This is a genomic window from Blastomonas fulva (assembly GCF_003431825.1).
Lineage (GTDB): Bacteria > Pseudomonadota > Alphaproteobacteria > Sphingomonadales > Sphingomonadaceae > Blastomonas > Blastomonas fulva.
Genome location: NZ_CP020083.1, coordinates 1,011,809 through 1,028,860, shown reverse-complemented (window position 1 = coordinate 1,028,860; position 17,052 = coordinate 1,011,809). Strand labels below are relative to the sequence as shown.

The following is a 17,052-nucleotide window of genomic DNA, read 5'->3' as shown; positions in this document are numbered from 1 at the left end:
ACAACCTTGCGCTAAGGCCTCCCCCGACACACCCGATTCAGCATCGGCCCGCCGGTTTCGCGCAGAAAAATGGTCGCGCGCGTCCCCATTCCGGCCTCTGGTGCGAACCGTCACACCCGGCGCTTTCAATGCGCCATACATATAACTGGTACTTTTGGAGGGACCTTCACATGACCGCTGTTGGACAGGACACGCTCGGCACCCGCGCGACCATGGAGGTGGGCGGCAAGTCCATCGCGTATTATTCGCTCGCCAAGGCCGCCGAAAAGCTCGGCGATATCTCGCGGCTGCCGTTCAGCATGAAGGTGCTGCTCGAGAACATGCTGCGCTTTGAAGACGGCGGCTTTACCGTGTCGGTGGCCGATGCGCAGGCGATCGTCGACTGGCAGAAGAACCCCTCGTCGGATGCGGAAATCCAGTATCGCCCCGCGCGTGTGCTGCTGCAGGATTTCACCGGCGTGCCGTGCGTCGTCGATCTCGCGGCGATGCGCGATGCCATCGCCAAATTGGGCGGTGACACCAGCAAGATCAATCCGCTCGTCCCTGTTCACCTGGTCATCGACCACTCGGTGATGGTCGACGAATTCGGTCACCCCAAGGCGTTCGAACAGAATGTCGAGATCGAATATTACCGCAATGGCGAGCGCTACGACTTTCTGAAGTGGGGTTCCAAGAGCCTCGACAACTTCAAGGCGGTTCCTCCGGGCACCGGCATCTGCCACCAGGTGAACCTCGAGAACATCGCGCAGGCCGTCTGGACCAGCACTGACGCCAGCGGCGCCACCGTCGCCTATCCCGACACCTGCGTCGGCACCGACAGCCACACCACGATGATCAACGGCCTGGGCGTCCTGGGCTGGGGCGTTGGCGGGATCGAGGCGGAAGCCGCGATGCTGGGCCAGCCGGTCTCGATGCTGATCCCCGAAGTCGTCGGCTTCAAGCTCACCGGCGCGCTCAACGAAGGCGTCACCGCCACCGATCTGGTGCTGACCTGCACCAACATGCTGCGCAAGCACGGCGTGGTCGGCCGTTTCGTCGAATATTTCGGCCCGGGCCTGGCTTCGCTGAGCCTCGCCGACCGCGCGACGCTCGCCAACATGGCGCCCGAATATGGCGCGACCTGCGGTTTCTTCGGCATCGACGACAAGACGCTCGATTACATGCGCCTCACCGGGCGTGACGAAGCCGCGCTGGCTTTGGTCGAAGCCTATGCCAAGGAGCAGGGGTTCTGGATCCACCCCGATGCGGTCGATCCGGTGTTCACCAGCACGCTCGAGCTCGACATGTCGACCGTCGTGCCTTCGCTCGCCGGCCCCAAGCGCCCGCAGGATCGCGTCGATCTCACCGAAGTCGACGACGTTTTCGCCAAGGACATGGCCGAAACCTACAAGCGTGCCAACACCCGCGTCGCGGTGGACGGCAAGGACTTCGATATCGGCGATGGCGATGTCATGATCGCTGCGATCACCTCGTGCACCAACACCTCGAACCCCGGCGTGATGGTTGCCGCCGGCCTCGTCGCCAAGAAGGCGAACGAGCTCGGCCTGCGTCCCAAGCCCTGGGTCAAGACCTCGCTCGCGCCCGGATCGCAGGTGGTCACCGACTATTTCAACAAGGCGGGTCTGCAGACGCATCTCGATGCGGTCGGCTTCAACCTCGTCGGCTATGGCTGCACCACCTGTATCGGCAACTCCGGCCCGCTGGCCGAACCGATCAGCAAGGCGATCAACGAAAACGGCCTGGTCGCCGCCGCCGTCATCTCGGGCAACCGCAACTTCGAAGGCCGCGTCTCGCCCGACGTGCGCGCCAACTTCCTCGCATCGCCGCCGCTGGTCGTCGCCTATGCGCTCAAGGGCACGGTGATCGAGGACTTCACCACCACCCCGATCGGCCAGGCGACCGACGGGCATGACGTGTTCCTCAAGGACATCTGGCCGACCAACCTGGAAGTCGCCGACACCATGGCCGCTTGCATGGACCGCGCCATGTTCCAGGCGCGCTATGCCAACGTCTACCTCGGCGACGAGCATTGGCAGGCGATCAACGTCGAAGGTTCGGACACCTACAACTGGCGCGCGGGCTCGACCTATGTCGCCAACCCGCCGTACTTCGAGGGCATGAGCATGACCCCCGCGCCGGTGGGGGACATCATCGAGGCCAAGCCGCTCGCGATCCTGGGCGATTCGATCACCACCGACCACATCTCGCCCGCAGGCTCGATCAAGGCGGATTCGCCTGCGGGCAAGTGGCTGATGGAGCATCAGGTCGCCAAGTCCGACTTCAACAGCTATGGCGCGCGCCGTGGCCATCATGACGTGATGATGCGCGGCACCTTCGCCAACATCCGCATCAAGAACGAGATGGTCCCGGGCATCGAGGGCGGAATGAGCCGCTATGGCCAGGAAGTGATGCCGATCTATGACGCAGCGATGCGCCACAAGGCCGATGGCACGCCTCTGGTAGTGATCGCGGGCAAGGAATACGGCACCGGATCGTCGCGCGACTGGGCAGCCAAGGGCACCAACCTGCTGGGCGTGAAAGCCGTGATCGTCGAAAGCTTCGAACGCATCCACCGCTCCAACCTCGTGGGCATGGGCGTGCTGCCGCTGCAGTTCCAGGACGGTGATACCCGCCTGTCGCTGGGACTGACCGGCGACGACAGCTTCACCATCGAAGGTGTTGCCGATCTCAAGCCGCGCCAGCAGGTCACCGTCAAGGTAACCCGCGCCGATGGCTCGACCTTCAGCTTCGAGGCGCTGTGCCGCATCGATACCGCCAATGAAATCGAGTATTTCATGAACGGCGGCATCCTGCATTACGTGCTGAGGAAGCTGGCTGCATGAAGCCGTTCGTGTCACGGGCTGTCGCTGCGCTGATCGGCGCGGCGATGGCCCTTGGCGCGGTGCCGGCCTCCCCGGCACGGGCGCAGGTCGCCGCGACGCCTGCCCTGCCTGCCGATGCGCAGGCGGCGGGCATCATGTGCTTCTATGCCGCAGTGCTCGCCGGGCGCGGCCAGACCGAAGCGGTGGCCGAAGCGACGTGGTTCCTGTTCGATGCCGCGCGCAGGGTGACCGCCGACACGCCCGAGACTTTCGTCGAGAAGGTCGAGGAACTGGTCGGGCTCACCCCGCCCAATCTGGAGACGCTGGCGACCGATGCGCCGCAGCTCCTGCCGCTGTGTGCGGCGCGCTACCCGCTGATCAGCTCGAAGCGCACCATCACCTTGCCTGCCGACCCGTTCACCCGCGACATGCAATGCTATGCGCTCACCGGCTATATGGCGGGCGTGGCGGAGAGCGAGCTCGAGGATTCGGGCGAAAGCCCGTTCGGCAAGCGGATGACCGCACTGGCGGACCGGCTGTCGGCGCGGCTGACCCCGGAACGCTACATCGAGAAGGGCCACACAGACGAGGCCTCGATCCAGCGGCTGTTCGCGCTGTCGCTGCGCGATATCAGCCCGGTCGGCAATCTGATGAGCATCCTGACCGCATGCGAGGCAGCGGCGGGCTGAGCATTCGTCCCGCTCTGCCAGAAATGGCGCGGGGCAGGGTGCGGATTGCTTGACTTTGGTTGGCCCCGACCGTATGCGGCCTGCTTTCGCGGGCTCGGCGCAAGCTGCAGCACGCGGCGAATCATCAACCAACACCGTTTTATCAGGAGTGCCGCATGAAGCGCACATTTCAGCCCAGCAACCTTGTGCGCGCGCGTCGTCACGGTTTCCGTTCGCGCACTGCAACCCCGGGTGGCCGCGCGGTTCTGCGTGCACGCCGCGCGCGTGGTCGCAAGCGCCTGAGCGCCTGATCGGGGCTGTGGAGCAACCGGCGTCCGTGGATGCGGGCGTGGCTGCTGACACACATTCCAGTCCGACCGATTCGACGGGCGCTCCGGATACCTCCGGCGCGCCCGTTGTGCTGCGCCAGCGCGCCGACTTTCTCGCGGCCAATGGCGGCCTGCGCGTCGGCACCCCGGCTTTCGTGCTGCTGGTCAAGCCGCGCCAGGACGACAGCCCGGCAAAGCGCATCGGCTATACCGTCACCAAGAAGATCGGTAACGCGGTCGTCCGCAACAGGATCAAGCGGCGCTTTCGCGCGCTGGCGCACCAGGTGCTTGGCCATCACGGCCTTCCCGGCGCCGATCATGTGCTGATCGGCAGGGGCGAGGCGATGACGCGCGACTTTGCCGCCATGCACGCCGATCTGGTCCGCGCGCTCGAGCGGGTGCGCGATGGCAAGGCCTCGTCCGACCGCCGTCCGCCGCGCGGCAAGCCCCGGCGGCGATGATGGCGCAGCCGATGATCGCGTGTTGGTCGCCTGGAATCGCATGCCGGTCCGATAGCTCTGGCCGCGCGCGGCAGGTTCGGCATGAGCTTGGGGGCATGGAATACCGATGCGCACCCTGCTGATCTGGATCGCCCGAGGCTGGCAACTTGGCCCGTCGCGCATCCTTCCGCCGTCGTGCCGCTATGATCCCAGCTGCTCGGAATATGCCATCCAGGCGCTCAAACGCCATGGTGCGATTAAGGGTGGCTGGTTGGCGACGAAGCGGCTATTGCGCTGTCACCCATGGGGCGGGCACGGCCATGATCCGGTGCCCTGACGCGCAGATGAGGCGCCCCCGAATGCATTACCGGAACGAGGTTTGAAGCGTGGAGAATCAGCGTAACGTCATCCTGGCCATCACCCTGATGGCCCTGATTCTGTTCGGATGGCCCTATGCGCTGGAGGTGTTCTATCCAGCGCGCCCGGCAACGGTCGAGGATGTGGCCAATGCGCCGCGCCCGGGCCTCGATCCCGCCACCCCCGGCGCCTCTTCGGGCGCGGTTTCGGGCACCGTTCCCGATACCGCCAGCGCCTCCAAGATCATCCGCACCCGCAAGGCCGTGCTGGCCGACAGCGCGCGCGTCACCATCGATGCGCCGCGCGTCGGCGGGTCGATCAACCTCACCGGCGCGCGCATTGATGATGTCGTGCTCAAGGATTATCGCGAGAAGCTCGACAAGGACAGCGACCTTGTCCACCTGTTTTCGCCTGCCGGTACCGCAGACCAGTATTTCGCGCAGTTCGGCTGGATCGGCGAGGGTGTCGTCACCCCGACCAGCCAGACGGTGTGGACGCCCAGCGGCGGCAGGCTCACCCCGTCGACTCCCGTCACGCTGCGCTGGGCCAACCCGGCCGGGCAAAGGTTCGAGATCGTCTATGCGATCGACGCCAATTATCTGATCAGCGTCACCCAGCGGTTCATCAATTCGGGCGCCACGCCTGCGATCGTGCGGCCTTTGGGGCTGATCAACCGCACCAGCGCCAATGCCGACCCCAGCACCTGGACCGTTCGCAACGGCCCGCTGGGCGTGTTCGACGATGTCGCCGATTTCGACGTGCATTATGACGATCTCGACGAGAACCCCAAGAAGCTGGTCGAATATGGCGGCAACATCGACTGGCTGGGCTTCACCGACCATTACTGGCTCTCGGCGCTGATCCCCGCGCCCGGATCGACCGGCCAGATGGCGGGCAATTTCCGCAGCCTGGGCGGCAAGCTCTACCAGTCCGAGCTGCTGTTCGACAGCAAGGTCGTGGCACCCGGCAAGATGGTCGAGACCAAGGCGATGCTGTTTGCCGGCGCCAAGGAAACCGAACTGCTCGACGATTATGTCGATGCCAAGGACATCAAGCTGCTCGACCGCGCGGTCGACTGGGGCTGGTTCATCTGGTTCGAAAAGCCGATCTTCAAGCTGCTCAACTGGCTGTTCGAGCAGGTCGGCAATTTCGGCGTGGCGATCATCCTGCTGACCATCATCATCCGCGGCCTGATGTTCCCGATCGCACAGCGCCAGTTCGCCTCGATGGCGCAGATGCGCGCGGTGCAGCCCAAGATGAAGGCGCTGCAGGAACGCTACAAGGACGACAAACAGAAGCTCCAGACCGAGATGATGGAACTGTACCGCAAGGAAAAGGTCAATCCGCTCGCCGGATGCCTGCCGATGTTCCTGCAGATCCCGGTGTTCTTCGCGCTGTACAAGGTGCTGCTGCTGGCGATCGAGATGCGTCACCAGCCGTTCGTCTTGTGGATCAAGGATCTCTCCGCGCCCGATCCGCTGACTCCGGTCAACCTGTTCGGACTGCTCCCCTTCGATCCGCCAAGCATGATCGCCATCGGCATCCTGCCGATCATCCTGGGCGTCACCATGTGGCTGCAGTTCAAGCTCAATCCCGCGCCGATGGACCCGGTCCAGCAGCAGGTCTTTTCGATCATGCCCTGGGTGCTCATGTTCGTGATGGCGCCGTTTGCCGCGGGTCTGCAGCTCTATTGGGCGATGTCCAACGTGCTCACCATCGCGCAGCAGAAGTGGCTCTACAGCCGTCATCCGCAATTGAAGGAGCTGGCCGCGCAAGAGGCTGCGGCCAAGGCCGCCAAGGCCGAGAAGGACAAGATGCCCAAAGAGAAGGGTGGCGCGTGACCGACGAAGCCCAGCCCACCATCCATCCGCTGCTGCAGGAGGCCAACCGGCTGTTCTCGGGATCGGTGACCTTCCTCAAGTCCGCGCCCGCGCTAGAATTCCTGCCGGCTCCCTCGGTGCCCGAAATCGCCTTTGCGGGCCGCTCGAACGTCGGCAAATCCTCGCTGCTCAACGCATTGGTGGGCAGGCGGGCGATCGCGCGCACCTCGGTGACGCCGGGCCGCACGCAGGAATTGAACTTCTTCGATATCGGCGATCCGGTGCGCTTTCGCGTGGTCGACATGCCGGGCTATGGCTATGCCAAGGCGCCCAAGGATGTCGTCAAGAAATGGCGCTTCCTGATCAACGATTACCTTCGCGGCCGCGCGGTGCTCAAGCGCACCCTGGTGCTGATCGACAGCCGCCACGGGGTCAAGGAGGTCGATCTCGACGTCATGAAGATGCTCGACGAGGCTGCGGTCAGCTACAGGCTGGTGCTGACCAAGGCGGACAAGATCAAGGCAAGCGAGCTCGAAAAGGTCGCCGACGCCACCCGCGCCGAAGCGCGCAAGCACGCTGCCGCCTTCCCCGATGTCATCATCACCTCGTCCGAAAAGCGCATGGGCATTGACGAGCTCCGCGGGTTCGTGATGGATTCGATCAGCGAGTGAACAGCGCGGCAGGGGCAGGGGCTGGCATGAAACTGTACATCGGCAACAAGAACTACTCGAGCTGGTCGCTTCGCGGCTGGCTGGCGTGCAAGCAGTCCGGCCTGCCGTTCGAAGAGATCGTCGTGCCGTTGTATGACGATGCCTGGGCCGAGACCCGCCTGCGCGAGGAGTTCCAGCCGTCTGCCGGCAAAGTTCCGGTGCTGTGGGACGGCGAGGCGGTGGTGTGGGATTCGCTCGGCATCATCGACTGGCTTGCCGACAGGACGCACCGCGACCGCTTCTGGCCCAAGGACCCGGTCGCCTGCGGGCTTGCGCGCTCGATGGCGGCGGAAATGCACAGCGGCTACATGGCGCTGCGCCGTGAATTCAGCATGAACATGCGCGCGCGGCACACCGATGTCCCCGTCAGCCCCGAAGCGCACCAGGACGTGATGCGCATCCTCTCGCTCTGGGCCGAGGCGCGCGCACGCTTCGGGCGCGGCGGTCCGTTCCTGTTCGGCAGCTTTGGCGCCGCCGACATCATGTTCGCCCCGGTGGTCAGCCGGTTCGAAACTTATGGGTTTACGCTCCCCGGCTTTGCCCGCGCGTACAGCGAGGCGGTTCTGGGCCATGAATGGATGGCGCAATGGACCGAGGCCGCGCTCGCCGAGACGTGGGTGATCGACCGGTTCGAGCGGTAAGGTATTTCTCCCATCCCGCCTGCGGAAGGGGAGAGAGATCGCGCTATGGCGTCACCACGGCAAACGCCGGGTCGAATGGCGGGTGAAGCATCAGCCAGCGCAGGAACAGCCCCGAATCCCCGTCGATCTTCATCGCGCCCGACTGCATCAGCTTCGGGAAATCGGTTTCCCCCAGCACGATGGCGTCAAAGTCCTTGCGGTTCAGCGTCACGGTTGCATTGGCATCGCTGAGCGTTGCGCCATAGCGCGGGATCTCGACATCGCCGTTGACCATGATGCCCAGCGTCTCCTTGGTGTCAGGCAGGATGAAGTTGATTCTGGCGCGCATGTTGCCCGAGCGTTCGGCGGCAAAGCGGGTGGCGAGCGCATCGAAGAACTCTGCCGTGGGGATAGCGCTGATGAAGCTGCGGCTCTGGGTACTCGCGCCCTTGCGCGGCAGTTCGGTGCCGCGCAGCGTGGCCGCGCCTGCGAGATAGTAATTGCGCCAGATCCCCGATTCGGCAGCAAAGCCCAGCGCCTCGTAGCTGTCGGCGAGCGCCGCCTTGGCCGCCGCGTTCGCGGGCTCGGCAAACACCAGATGGTTGAGCAATTCGGCGGCCCAGCGGTGGTTGCCCGCGCCTTGCGCCTTTTTGCCCGCCGCAAGCAGCGCATCGGCGCCGCCCGCCAGCTCGACATAGCCCTTGCCCGCGGTCACCGGGGGAAGCGGATTGAAGTTGGCCGGAACTCCGTCCCACCAGCCATAATAACGCTGATAGGTCGCCTTCATGTTGTGGTTGATCGTGCCGTAGTAGCCGCGCGCGGCATAGGCCTGCTGCTGCGCTGAAGGCTCGGCGATGCCGTCGGCAAGTTCGTGCAGCGTCATGCCGGAGTTGGCGCGGCCCAAGGTGCGGTCGTGGACAAAGCGATAGGCATCGCGCTGGTTCTCCAGATAGCCCGCGACCCGCGCCTGCCCCCAGGTCGGCCAGTTGTGCGACGCGATCTGCACCTCGGCGCTGCCGCCCCATTTGACCAGCGCCTTGTCGATGATCTTCGACCAGAGCAGCGCATCGCGCACCTGCGCGCCGCGCAGCGTGAGGATGTTGTGCATCGTCTTCACCGAAACCTCGGTGGTGTGCAGCACCTTGAAATCGGGCAGATAGAACAGGAATTCGGCGGGCGCCTCGGTCCCGGCGGCATCGAGGAAATCGAAGCGCACGCCGTCGATGATTTTCAGGCCACCCTCGGGCCCGATCAGCATATTGGGCGAAAGGTACCCGGTGGTGCCGACCGACAGCCCGGTCCCAAGGCCATTGTCGACCCGGCCCTCGACTCCCGGCGCCAGCGCGGTGCCGAACATGTAGGATGACCGGCGGGTCATCGCGTTGCCCGCAAGCACGTTCTCGCTCACCGCTTCCTCGGCAAAGCCGTGCGGCGCGACCACCGGCACCTTGCGCTTTTTCACCTCGTCAGCCGAGATGATCCCGCCGACCCCGCCGAAATGGTCGGCATGGCTGTGGCTGAACAGAAGTGCCGATATCGGCCGCTTGCCGATCTTCGATTCGGCAAGCTGCATCGCTGCGGCCGCAGCTTCCTCGGTGAGAAGCGGGTCGACCACGATCCATCCGGTCTTGCCCGAGATGATCGTCATCACCGCGATGTCATAGCCGCGCACCTGCCACACCTTGCCCGGGACGATCTCGAACAGCCCATGGATGCGGTTGAGCCGGGCCTGCCGCCACAACGAGGGGTGGACGGTCGAAGGTGCGGTTTCGGCGTTGAGGAAATCGAACGCGCCTGCATCCCAAACGGTCTTGCCATCTGACGTGCGGATCAGCCCGCCGGGAATCTCGGCGATCTTGCCGCGGGTCGCATCGGCAAGGTCGCTGCCGTCATCGGCGGGGAGCCGCGTCAGCACGGCCGCGCGCTCGGCGTCGGTGAGCTGCGCTTGCGCCGCCATCGGGGTCGCGAGCGCAAGCGCCATCACGCCGGTTTTCCAGATCCGTTTCATCGTCATCCTCCATCCTGATCGCCTGGCGCTGCTGCGCCTATCTATTGGCAGCGATGCTGCCATAAGCGATCGCGGATGTCAGCATCTGTTCGTCGGCCCGGTTCGAAAACCGATCTGTCGTGCGGCAGATGCCCATGCAAAAAGGCCGATAGCCGGTTGACTTGGCAGTCTGCCGCCGCTCTTACAGCCGGATGATCGAACTGTATCTCATCCCCATTTTGCTGGGAATCGTCGAAGGCCTGACCGAGTTTCTTCCGGTTTCCTCCACTGGGCACCTGATCCTCGCCACCGAGCTGCTGGGCTTCGATGCCCAGGCCTGGGCGGTGTTCAACATCGCGATCCAGCCGGGTGCGATCCTCGCCATCGTCGTGCTCTACTGGCGGACGTTCATGGATGTGCTCAAGGGCCTGATGACATGGGAGCCTTCGGCGGTCGCCTTCACCCGCAACCTGCTGATCGCCTTCTTCCCCGCCGTCGTGCTGGGCGTGGCATTTGGCGATCAGATCGACAAATTGCTCGAAAATGCGGTGGTGGTCGCCTGGGCGCTGATCATCGGCGGTGTCGCGATCCTGGTGGTCGAAAAGCTCGCCAAGACCAGCGATGCCGGCGGTGTTGCCGGCGTTCCGTTCAAGACCGCGATCGGCATCGGCCTCGTCCAGTGCATCGCGATGATCCCCGGCGTCAGCCGCTCGGGCGCGACCATCCTGGGTGCCATGGCGATGGGCGTCGACCGCAAGACCGCGGCAGAGTTCAGCTTCTTTCTGGCGCTGCCGACGCTGACCGGCGCCACCGCGCTTCAGCTGTTCAAGAACCGCGAACTGCTGACCCCCGATGATTTCGGCGCGATCGCGATCGGCTTTGTCGTCTCGTTCGTGGTCGCGTTGGTGGTGGTGAAGGCGTTCCTCAAGATCATCACCCGCTTCGGATTCGTGCCCTTTGCCTGGTATCGCATCATCGCAGGCGTGGCGGCACTGGTGTGGCTCGCCAACCGATAGTCGCATTTCGGCCCTTTAAAGGTGGCCATGCCTCCGGGTATACGCCTGTAGCTAGATGGTCCAAAATTTCAAAGTCAGTAAGGCTTACCTATTGTCATAAAAGTACGTGACTCCGCCGATCCGATGACCTAAAGCTGCGGCAATCGCGGCGGGCGCATAGCCCTGCCGCCGACTAACCATCAGCGCGACAGGTAGGATATGGCAGAACAACCGGAAAACGGGCAACCGCACGGCGCAACCCAGGCTGCGGCCATGGCAGCGGAAAAGCTGGCGATGCTCAAGTTCGTCGATCTCGACCAGTCATACCCGCCCAAGCGCGCTGCCGACGCGCGCGCCGAGGATTTCGACGAGATCTCGGATCGTTTCGATGGCCACGCCGCGCAGGAGCAGTCCGCGCGCTGCTCGCAATGCGGCGTGCCCTATTGCTCGACGCACTGCCCCTTGCACAACCACATCCCCGACTGGCTGCGGCTGACCGCGGAAGGCCGGCTGCGCGAGGCGTACGAGATGTCGAACCTGACATCGACCATGCCCGAGATCTGCGGCCGCATCTGTCCGCAGGATCGCCTCTGCGAAGGCAATTGCGTGATCGAATTCTCCGGCCACGGCGCGGTGACCATCGGTTCGGTCGAAAAGTACATCACCGATACCGCTTGGGAGCAGGGGTGGGTCGAACCGGTCGCCGTCGGGCGTCCGCGCGGCCAGTCGGTGGGCATCATCGGCGCAGGCCCTGCCGGGCTGACGACGGCGGAGTATCTGCGCATGGGCGGCTATGATGTCCATGTCTATGACCGCTACGATCGCGCGGGCGGGCTGCTGACCTATGGTATCCCGGGCTTCAAGCTCGAAAAGGACGTGGTCATGCGCCGGGTCAAGCGGCTCGAGGACGCAGGTATCGTGTTTCACAACGGCTTCGACGTCGGGCGTGATGCGAGCATGGAAGAGCTGCGCGAGCGTCATGACGCGGTGCTCATCGCCACCGGCGTGTACAAGGCGCGCGACATCAAGGTGCCCGGAATCGGCGCCGATGGCGTGGTGGCGGCGCTCGATTATCTCGTCGCTTCCAACCGCAAGGGCTTTGGCGATGAAGTCCCCGCATTCGACAGCGGCGCGCTCAATGCGCAAGGCAAGAACGTCGTCGTCATCGGCGGCGGCGATACCGCGATGGATTGCGTGCGCACCGCGGTCCGCCAGGGCGCGGCATCGGTCAAATGCCTCTACCGCCGCGACCGGATCAACATGCCCGGTTCGCAGCGCGAAGTTTTGAACGCCGAGGAAGAAGGCGTCGAGTTCGTCTGGCTGTCCGGGCCTGTCGCGGTCGAAGGCACGCCGCACGCCAGCGCGGTGCGCGCCAGCCGGATGCGGCTGGGTGCGCCCGATGCTTCGGGCCGCAGCACGCCCGAGCCCGATCCCGACAGCGATTTTTCTGTCCCCGCCGATCTGGTGATCAAGGCCCTGGGCTTCGATCCCGAGGATCTGCCAGGCGCGTTCGGCTGCGACGAGCTGTCGGTCAACCGCTGGGGCACGCTGCGGGTCGATCACAAGACGATGATGACCAGCCTCGACGGGGTGTTCGCCGCTGGCGACATCGTGCGCGGGGCATCTTTGGTGGTCTGGGCGATCCGCGACGGACGCGATGTCGCCGAACATATGCACAAATATCTGAAGGCCAAGGCGCGCACGACCGTTGCAGCCAAGGGCGAGAAAGTGGCCGCATGACACACTATCCCACTCCCGAACACGAACGTCTCGCCCGCGAGGGCATGTACCGGCCCGACTATGAATCCGATGCCTGCGGTGTCGGGCTGGTCGCGGCGACCGATGGCAAGCCCTCGCGGCGCGTGGTCGAAAGCGCGATCGATGCGCTGAAGGCGGTGTGGCACCGCGGCGCGGTCGATGCCGATGGCAAGACCGGCGACGGCGCCGGCCTGCATGTCGATCTGCCGGTGCGCTTCTTCGACGATGCGATCGCCGATTCGGGGCACAAGGTGCTCCCCAACAAGCTCGCCGTGGGCATGATCTTCCTGCCGCGCACCGATCTGCAGGCGCAGGAAACCTGCCGCACGATCGTCGAGAGCGAGATCATCGAAGCAGGCTATACCATCTATGGCTGGCGCCAGGTGCCGGTCGACATCTCGGTGATCGGCGACAAGGCGCAGCGCACCCGGCCCGAGATCGAGCAGATCATGATCGCAGGGCCGATGCCCGACGAACAGAATGTCGCCGAGTTCGAAAAGCAGCTCTATCTCGTCCGTAGGCGTATCGAGAACAAGGTCATCGCCGCGCAGATCAACGACTTCTATGTCTGTTCGCTGTCGTGCCGGTCGATCATCTACAAGGGGCTGTTCCTCGCCGAGAGCCTGTCGGTGTTCTATCCTGATCTCACCGATCCGCGCTTCGAGAGCCGCATCGCGATCTTCCATCAGCGCTATTCGACCAACACCTTCCCGCAATGGTGGCTGGCGCAGCCGTTCCGCTGCCTCGCGCACAATGGCGAGATCAACACCATCCGGGGCAACAAGAACTGGATGAAGAGCCACGAGATCAAGATGGCGAGCCTTGCGTTCGGCGAGAACAGCGAGGACATCAAGCCGGTGATCCCCGCTGGTGCGTCGGATACGGCTGCATTGGATGCGGTGTTCGAGGCGATCTGCCGTTCGGGGCGCGAGGCGCCCACCGCCAAGATCATGCTGGTGCCCGAGGCCTGGCAGGGCGACCAGGTGCTGCCGCCCGAGCACAAGGCGATGTACGAATATATGGCCAGCGTCATGGAGCCTTGGGACGGCCCGGCGGCGCTCGCGATGACCGATGGCCGCTGGGCGGTCGCAGGGGTCGACCGCAACGCGCTGCGTCCGCTGCGCTATTCGGTCACCAACGACAACCTGCTGGTGATCGGGTCTGAAACCGGAATGGTGGTGCTGCCCGAAAGCAGCATCGTTGAGAAGGGCCGTCTTGGCCCGGGCCAGATGATCGCGGTCGATCTGCACGAGGGTCGTTTCTACCACGACCGTGCGATCAAGGACCGGATCGCCGCCGAGCAGCCCTACCGCGAACTGGTCAAGGGCTTCCGCCAGCTCTCCGACCTGCCGCCCGCAGCTGCCGACAGCCTGCCCGACATGACCCGCGCCGAACTCACCCGTCGCCAGGTTGCGGCCGGCCTCACCATCGAGGACATGGAGACGATCCTTGCGCCGATGGCCGAGGACGCCAAGGAAGCCATCGGATCGATGGGCGACGATACACCGCTCGCGGTGGTCAGCGCCAAGCCGCGCCCGATCGCGCAGTTCTTCCGCCAGAACTTCAGCCAGGTCACCAACCCGCCGATCGATTCGTTGCGCGAGCGGCACGTGATGAGCCTGAAGACGCGTTTTTCCAACCTTGCCAACATCCTTGAGCAGGACAGCCAGAACGAGCGCGTGCTGGTGCTCGACACCCCGGTGCTGACCAATGCCGACTGGCTGCGGCTGAAGGCCGATTTCGGATCGAACGTCGCCGAGATCCATTGCGTGTTTCCCGCCGATGGCGGCCCCGAGCAGCTGCGCAGCGCGATCTCGCGAATCCGCAACGAGGCCGAGCAGGCGGTGCGCGAAGGCAGCACCGAGATCTTCCTGACCGACGAGACCGCCAACGAGGACCAGATCGGCGTGCCGATGATCCTGGCCGCCGCCGCCGTCCACACCCACCTCGTGCGCAAGGGGCTGCGCGCCTATTCGTCGATCAACGTGCGCTCAGCCGAGTGCCTCGACACGCACCATTTCGCGGTGCTGATCGGCGCGGGCGCGACCACGGTCAACGCCTGGCTGGCCGAGCTCTCGATCGCCGACAGGCAGGCGCGCGGCCTATGCGGCGCGCTGTCGCTCGACACCTGCATCGCCAACTATCGCAAGGCGATCAACGAGGGCCTGCTCAAGATCATGTCCAAGATGGGCATCGCGGTGATCTCGAGCTATCGCGGCGGCTACAATTTCGAGGCAGTGGGGCTGAGCCGCGCTTTGGTCAACGACCTGTTCCCCGGAATGCCCTCGAAGATCTCGGGCGAAGGCTATGCCTCGCTGCACCTCAACGCCAAGTTGCGCCACGACGCGGCGTGGGACAGCAATGTCGCGCGGCTGCCGATCGGCGGATTCTACAAGCAGCGCGATGGCGGCGAGGCGCATGCCTATTCCGCCGGCCTGATGCACCTGCTGCAGACCGCGGTCGCCAAGGACAGCTATTCGCAATACCTCCAGTTCGCCGAAGGCGTGCGCCAGCTGCCGCCGGTGTATCTGCGCGATCTGATGGAGTTCAACTACGCGCCCAAGGCGGTGGCCCTGGACGAGGTCGAGGCGATCACCGAGATCCGCAAGCGCTTCGTGACGCCCGGCATGTCGCTGGGTGCGCTGTCGCCCGAGGCGCACGAGACGCTGGCAATCGCGATGAACCGCATCGGCGCCAAGGCGGTGTCGGGCGAGGGCGGCGAGGCCTCCGAGCGCTTCTCGCCGCGCGAGAATGGCGACAACGCCAATTCGGGGATCAAGCAGATCGCCTCGGGCCGCTTCGGTGTCACCGCCGAATATCTCGGCGCGTGCGAGGAGATCGAGATCAAGGTCGCGCAAGGGGCAAAGCCCGGCGAGGGCGGGCAGCTGCCGGGCTTCAAGGTGACCGAATACATCGCCAAACTGCGCCATTCGACCCCCGGGGTGACCTTGATCAGCCCGCCGCCGCACCACGACATCTATTCGATCGAGGATCTGGCGCAGCTGATCTATGACCTGAAGCAGATCAACCCGCATGCGCGCGTGTGCGTCAAGCTGGTGTCGGCTGCGGGCATCGGCACGATTGCTGCCGGCGTCGCCAAGGCGCATGCCGACGTGATCCTGGTCTCGGGCAATGTCGGCGGCACCGGAGCGTCCCCGCAGACCAGCATCAAATATGCCGGCACCCCGTGGGAAATGGGACTGTCGGAAGCCAATCAGGTGCTTTCGCTCAACGGCCTTCGCCATCGTGTCAAATTGCGCACCGATGGCGGGCTCAAGACCGGGCGCGATGTCGTCATCGCGGCGATCCTGGGGGCAGAAGAGTTCGGCATCGGCACGCTCTCGCTGGTGGCGATGGGCTGCATCATGGTGCGCCAGTGCCATTCGAACACCTGCCCGGTGGGCGTGTGCGTGCAGGACGAGCGGCTGCGTGCCAAGTTCACCGGCACGCCTGAAAAGGTCATCAACCTGATGACCTTCATCGCCGAGGAAGTGCGCGAGATCCTCGCGCGGCTGGGCTTCCGCAGCCTCGACGAGATCATCGGCCGCACCGACCTGCTGCGTCAGGTCAGCCGCGGCGCCGAGCATCTCGACGATCTCGATCTCAACCCGATCCTCGCCAAGGTGGATGTCGCCAGCGACCAGCGCCGGTTCAACCTCGATACCTGGCGCAATGCGGTGCCCGACAGCCTCGATGCGCTGATCATCAAGGATGCCAAGCCCGTGTTCGAACGGCGCGAGAAAATGCAGCTGACGTACAACGTGCGCAACACGCACCGCGCGGTCGGCACCCGGCTGTCGGCGGAGATCACGCGAATCTACGGGATGAAGGCGCTCGACGAGGGGCATGTCCGCATCCGGCTGCGTGGGTCTGCGGGCCAGTCGCTGGGCGCATTCCTGTGCCAGGGGATCACGCTGGAAGTGTTCGGCGATGCCAACGACTATGTCGGCAAGGGGCTGTCGGGGGGCACGATCATCGTGCGGCCCACGGTCAGCTCGCCTCTGGTCAGCCATGCCAACACGATCATCGGCAACACTGTGCTCTATGGCGCGACGGCGGGCAAATTGTTCGCCGCGGGCCAGGCGGGCGAGCGCTTTGCGGTGCGCAACTCTGGCGCCGAGGTGGTGGTCGAAGGCTGCGGCGCGAACGGCTGCGAATACATGACCGGCGGCACCGCGGTGATCCTGGGCGAGACCGGGGGCAATTTCGGCGCAGGCATGACCGGCGGCATGGCGTTCGTGCTCGACCGGCATGATCGCTTCTCCGGCCAGGCCAATCCCGAATCAATCGTGTGGCAGCGGATCGACAGCGCGCACTGGGAAGACCGGCTCAAGGGGCTGATCGCTGCGCATATCGAGGGCACCGACAGCCAGTGGGCACAGGAGATCCTGCGCAACTGGGATCGCTATTTGCCGCAATTCTGGCAGGTCTGCCCCAAGGAGATGCTCACCCGGCTGGCCTATCCGCTCAGCGATGCGGTGGCGATGGAAGCAGCCGAATAGGCACCTGCACCCCAAACAGAAACCCCGCCTGCAGCCTTGGGGAA

Annotated in this window: 12 protein-coding genes; 11 read left to right on the top strand and 1 reads right to left on the bottom strand. The window is 64.7% G+C overall.

From position 1 onward, the window contains the following. Positions 1-170 precede the first annotated feature (170 nt). The 8 genes from acnA to B5J99_RS04840 all read left to right on the top strand — a co-directional run bounded on the left by acnA (position 171) and on the right by B5J99_RS04840 (position 7,787). Positions 171-2,843 carry an aconitate hydratase AcnA gene (gene acnA / locus B5J99_RS04875; RefSeq protein ID WP_117351722.1) on the top strand — a complete coding sequence of 891 codons (2,673 nt, stop codon included), beginning with the start codon at positions 171-173 and terminating at the stop codon, positions 2,841-2,843. Continuing rightward, a complete protein-coding gene (locus B5J99_RS04870) occupies positions 2,840-3,511 on the top strand; it encodes a hypothetical protein (RefSeq protein WP_069051009.1) in 672 nt (223 codons plus the stop codon). The genes acnA and B5J99_RS04870 overlap by 4 nt, the downstream gene beginning before the upstream one ends. A gap of 155 nt (positions 3,512-3,666) precedes the next feature. Further along, the gene (gene rpmH, locus B5J99_RS04865) at positions 3,667-3,801 is read left to right on the top strand and encodes a 50S ribosomal protein L34 (protein WP_081985062.1); all 135 of its coding nucleotides are present in this window, start codon (positions 3,667-3,669) and stop codon (positions 3,799-3,801) included. Between the two features lie 38 nt (positions 3,802-3,839). Next, the gene (gene rnpA / locus B5J99_RS04860) at positions 3,840-4,280 is read left to right on the top strand and encodes a ribonuclease P protein component (RefSeq protein ID WP_245991747.1); all 441 of its coding nucleotides are present in this window, start codon (positions 3,840-3,842) and stop codon (positions 4,278-4,280) included. 106 nt (positions 4,281-4,386) lie between these two features. Continuing rightward, a complete protein-coding gene (gene yidD / locus B5J99_RS04855) occupies positions 4,387-4,596 on the top strand; it encodes a membrane protein insertion efficiency factor YidD (protein ID WP_082382300.1) in 210 nt (69 codons plus the stop codon). Positions 4,597-4,645: 49 nt separating this feature from the next. Continuing rightward, complete coding sequence (gene yidC, locus B5J99_RS04850) at positions 4,646-6,457, top strand: membrane protein insertase YidC (RefSeq protein ID WP_117351721.1); 1,812 nt, start codon at positions 4,646-4,648, stop codon at positions 6,455-6,457. Next, complete coding sequence (yihA, locus tag B5J99_RS04845) at positions 6,454-7,107, top strand: ribosome biogenesis GTP-binding protein YihA/YsxC (RefSeq protein ID WP_211337878.1); 654 nt, start codon at positions 6,454-6,456, stop codon at positions 7,105-7,107. The genes yidC and yihA overlap by 4 nt, the downstream gene beginning before the upstream one ends. Before the next feature lie 26 nt (positions 7,108-7,133). Next, on the top strand, positions 7,134-7,787 hold the full coding sequence (locus B5J99_RS04840) for a glutathione S-transferase family protein (RefSeq protein ID WP_054135058.1): 654 nt from the start codon (positions 7,134-7,136) through the stop codon (positions 7,785-7,787). 43 nt (positions 7,788-7,830) lie between these two features. Here the strand turns inward: B5J99_RS04840 and B5J99_RS04835 are convergent, their stop codons facing one another. Next, on the bottom strand, positions 7,831-9,774 hold the full coding sequence (locus tag B5J99_RS04835) for an alkyl/aryl-sulfatase (RefSeq protein ID WP_245991746.1): 1,944 nt from the start codon (positions 9,772-9,774) through the stop codon (positions 7,831-7,833). Positions 9,775-9,965: 191 nt separating this feature from the next. On the opposite strand from B5J99_RS04835, the gene B5J99_RS04830 reads away from it, so the two are divergent. The 3 genes from B5J99_RS04830 to gltB all read left to right on the top strand — a co-directional run bounded on the left by B5J99_RS04830 (position 9,966) and on the right by gltB (position 17,008). Continuing rightward, positions 9,966-10,769: an undecaprenyl-diphosphate phosphatase gene (locus B5J99_RS04830; RefSeq protein ID WP_117351717.1), complete on the top strand. Its 804-nt coding sequence runs from the start codon at positions 9,966-9,968 to the stop codon at positions 10,767-10,769. A gap of 273 nt (positions 10,770-11,042) precedes the next feature. Then, on the top strand, positions 11,043-12,488 hold the full coding sequence (locus B5J99_RS04825) for an NAD(P)-dependent oxidoreductase (RefSeq protein WP_425456480.1): 1,446 nt from the start codon (positions 11,043-11,045) through the stop codon (positions 12,486-12,488). Then, positions 12,485-17,008 (top strand): glutamate synthase large subunit, encoded by a 4,524-nt coding sequence (gene gltB, locus B5J99_RS04820; protein ID WP_117351715.1) that lies wholly within the window; start codon positions 12,485-12,487, stop codon positions 17,006-17,008. The genes B5J99_RS04825 and gltB overlap by 4 nt, the downstream gene beginning before the upstream one ends. The last annotated feature ends 44 nt before the right edge of the window (positions 17,009-17,052 follow it).

What these genes read in the sequence shown, in the direction of transcription:
- acnA (WP_117351722.1), top strand. Translation starts at nt 171, where the DNA reads ATGACCGCTGTTGGACAGGACACGCTCGGCACCCGCGCGACCATGGAG.
- B5J99_RS04870 (WP_069051009.1), top strand. Translation starts at nt 2,840, where the DNA reads ATGAAGCCGTTCGTGTCACGGGCTGTCGCTGCGCTGATCGGCGCGGCG.
- rpmH (WP_081985062.1), top strand. Translation starts at nt 3,667, where the DNA reads ATGAAGCGCACATTTCAGCCCAGCAACCTTGTGCGCGCGCGTCGTCAC.
- yidD (WP_082382300.1), top strand. Translation starts at nt 4,387, where the DNA reads ATGCGCACCCTGCTGATCTGGATCGCCCGAGGCTGGCAACTTGGCCCG.
- B5J99_RS04840 (WP_054135058.1), top strand. Translation starts at nt 7,134, where the DNA reads ATGAAACTGTACATCGGCAACAAGAACTACTCGAGCTGGTCGCTTCGC.
- B5J99_RS04835 (WP_245991746.1), bottom strand. Translation starts at nt 9,774, where the DNA reads ATGAAACGGATCTGGAAAACCGGCGTGATGGCGCTTGCGCTCGCGACC.
- B5J99_RS04830 (WP_117351717.1), top strand. Translation starts at nt 9,966, where the DNA reads ATGATCGAACTGTATCTCATCCCCATTTTGCTGGGAATCGTCGAAGGC.
- B5J99_RS04825 (WP_425456480.1), top strand. Translation starts at nt 11,043, where the DNA reads ATGCTCAAGTTCGTCGATCTCGACCAGTCATACCCGCCCAAGCGCGCT.
- gltB (WP_117351715.1), top strand. Translation starts at nt 12,485, where the DNA reads ATGACACACTATCCCACTCCCGAACACGAACGTCTCGCCCGCGAGGGC.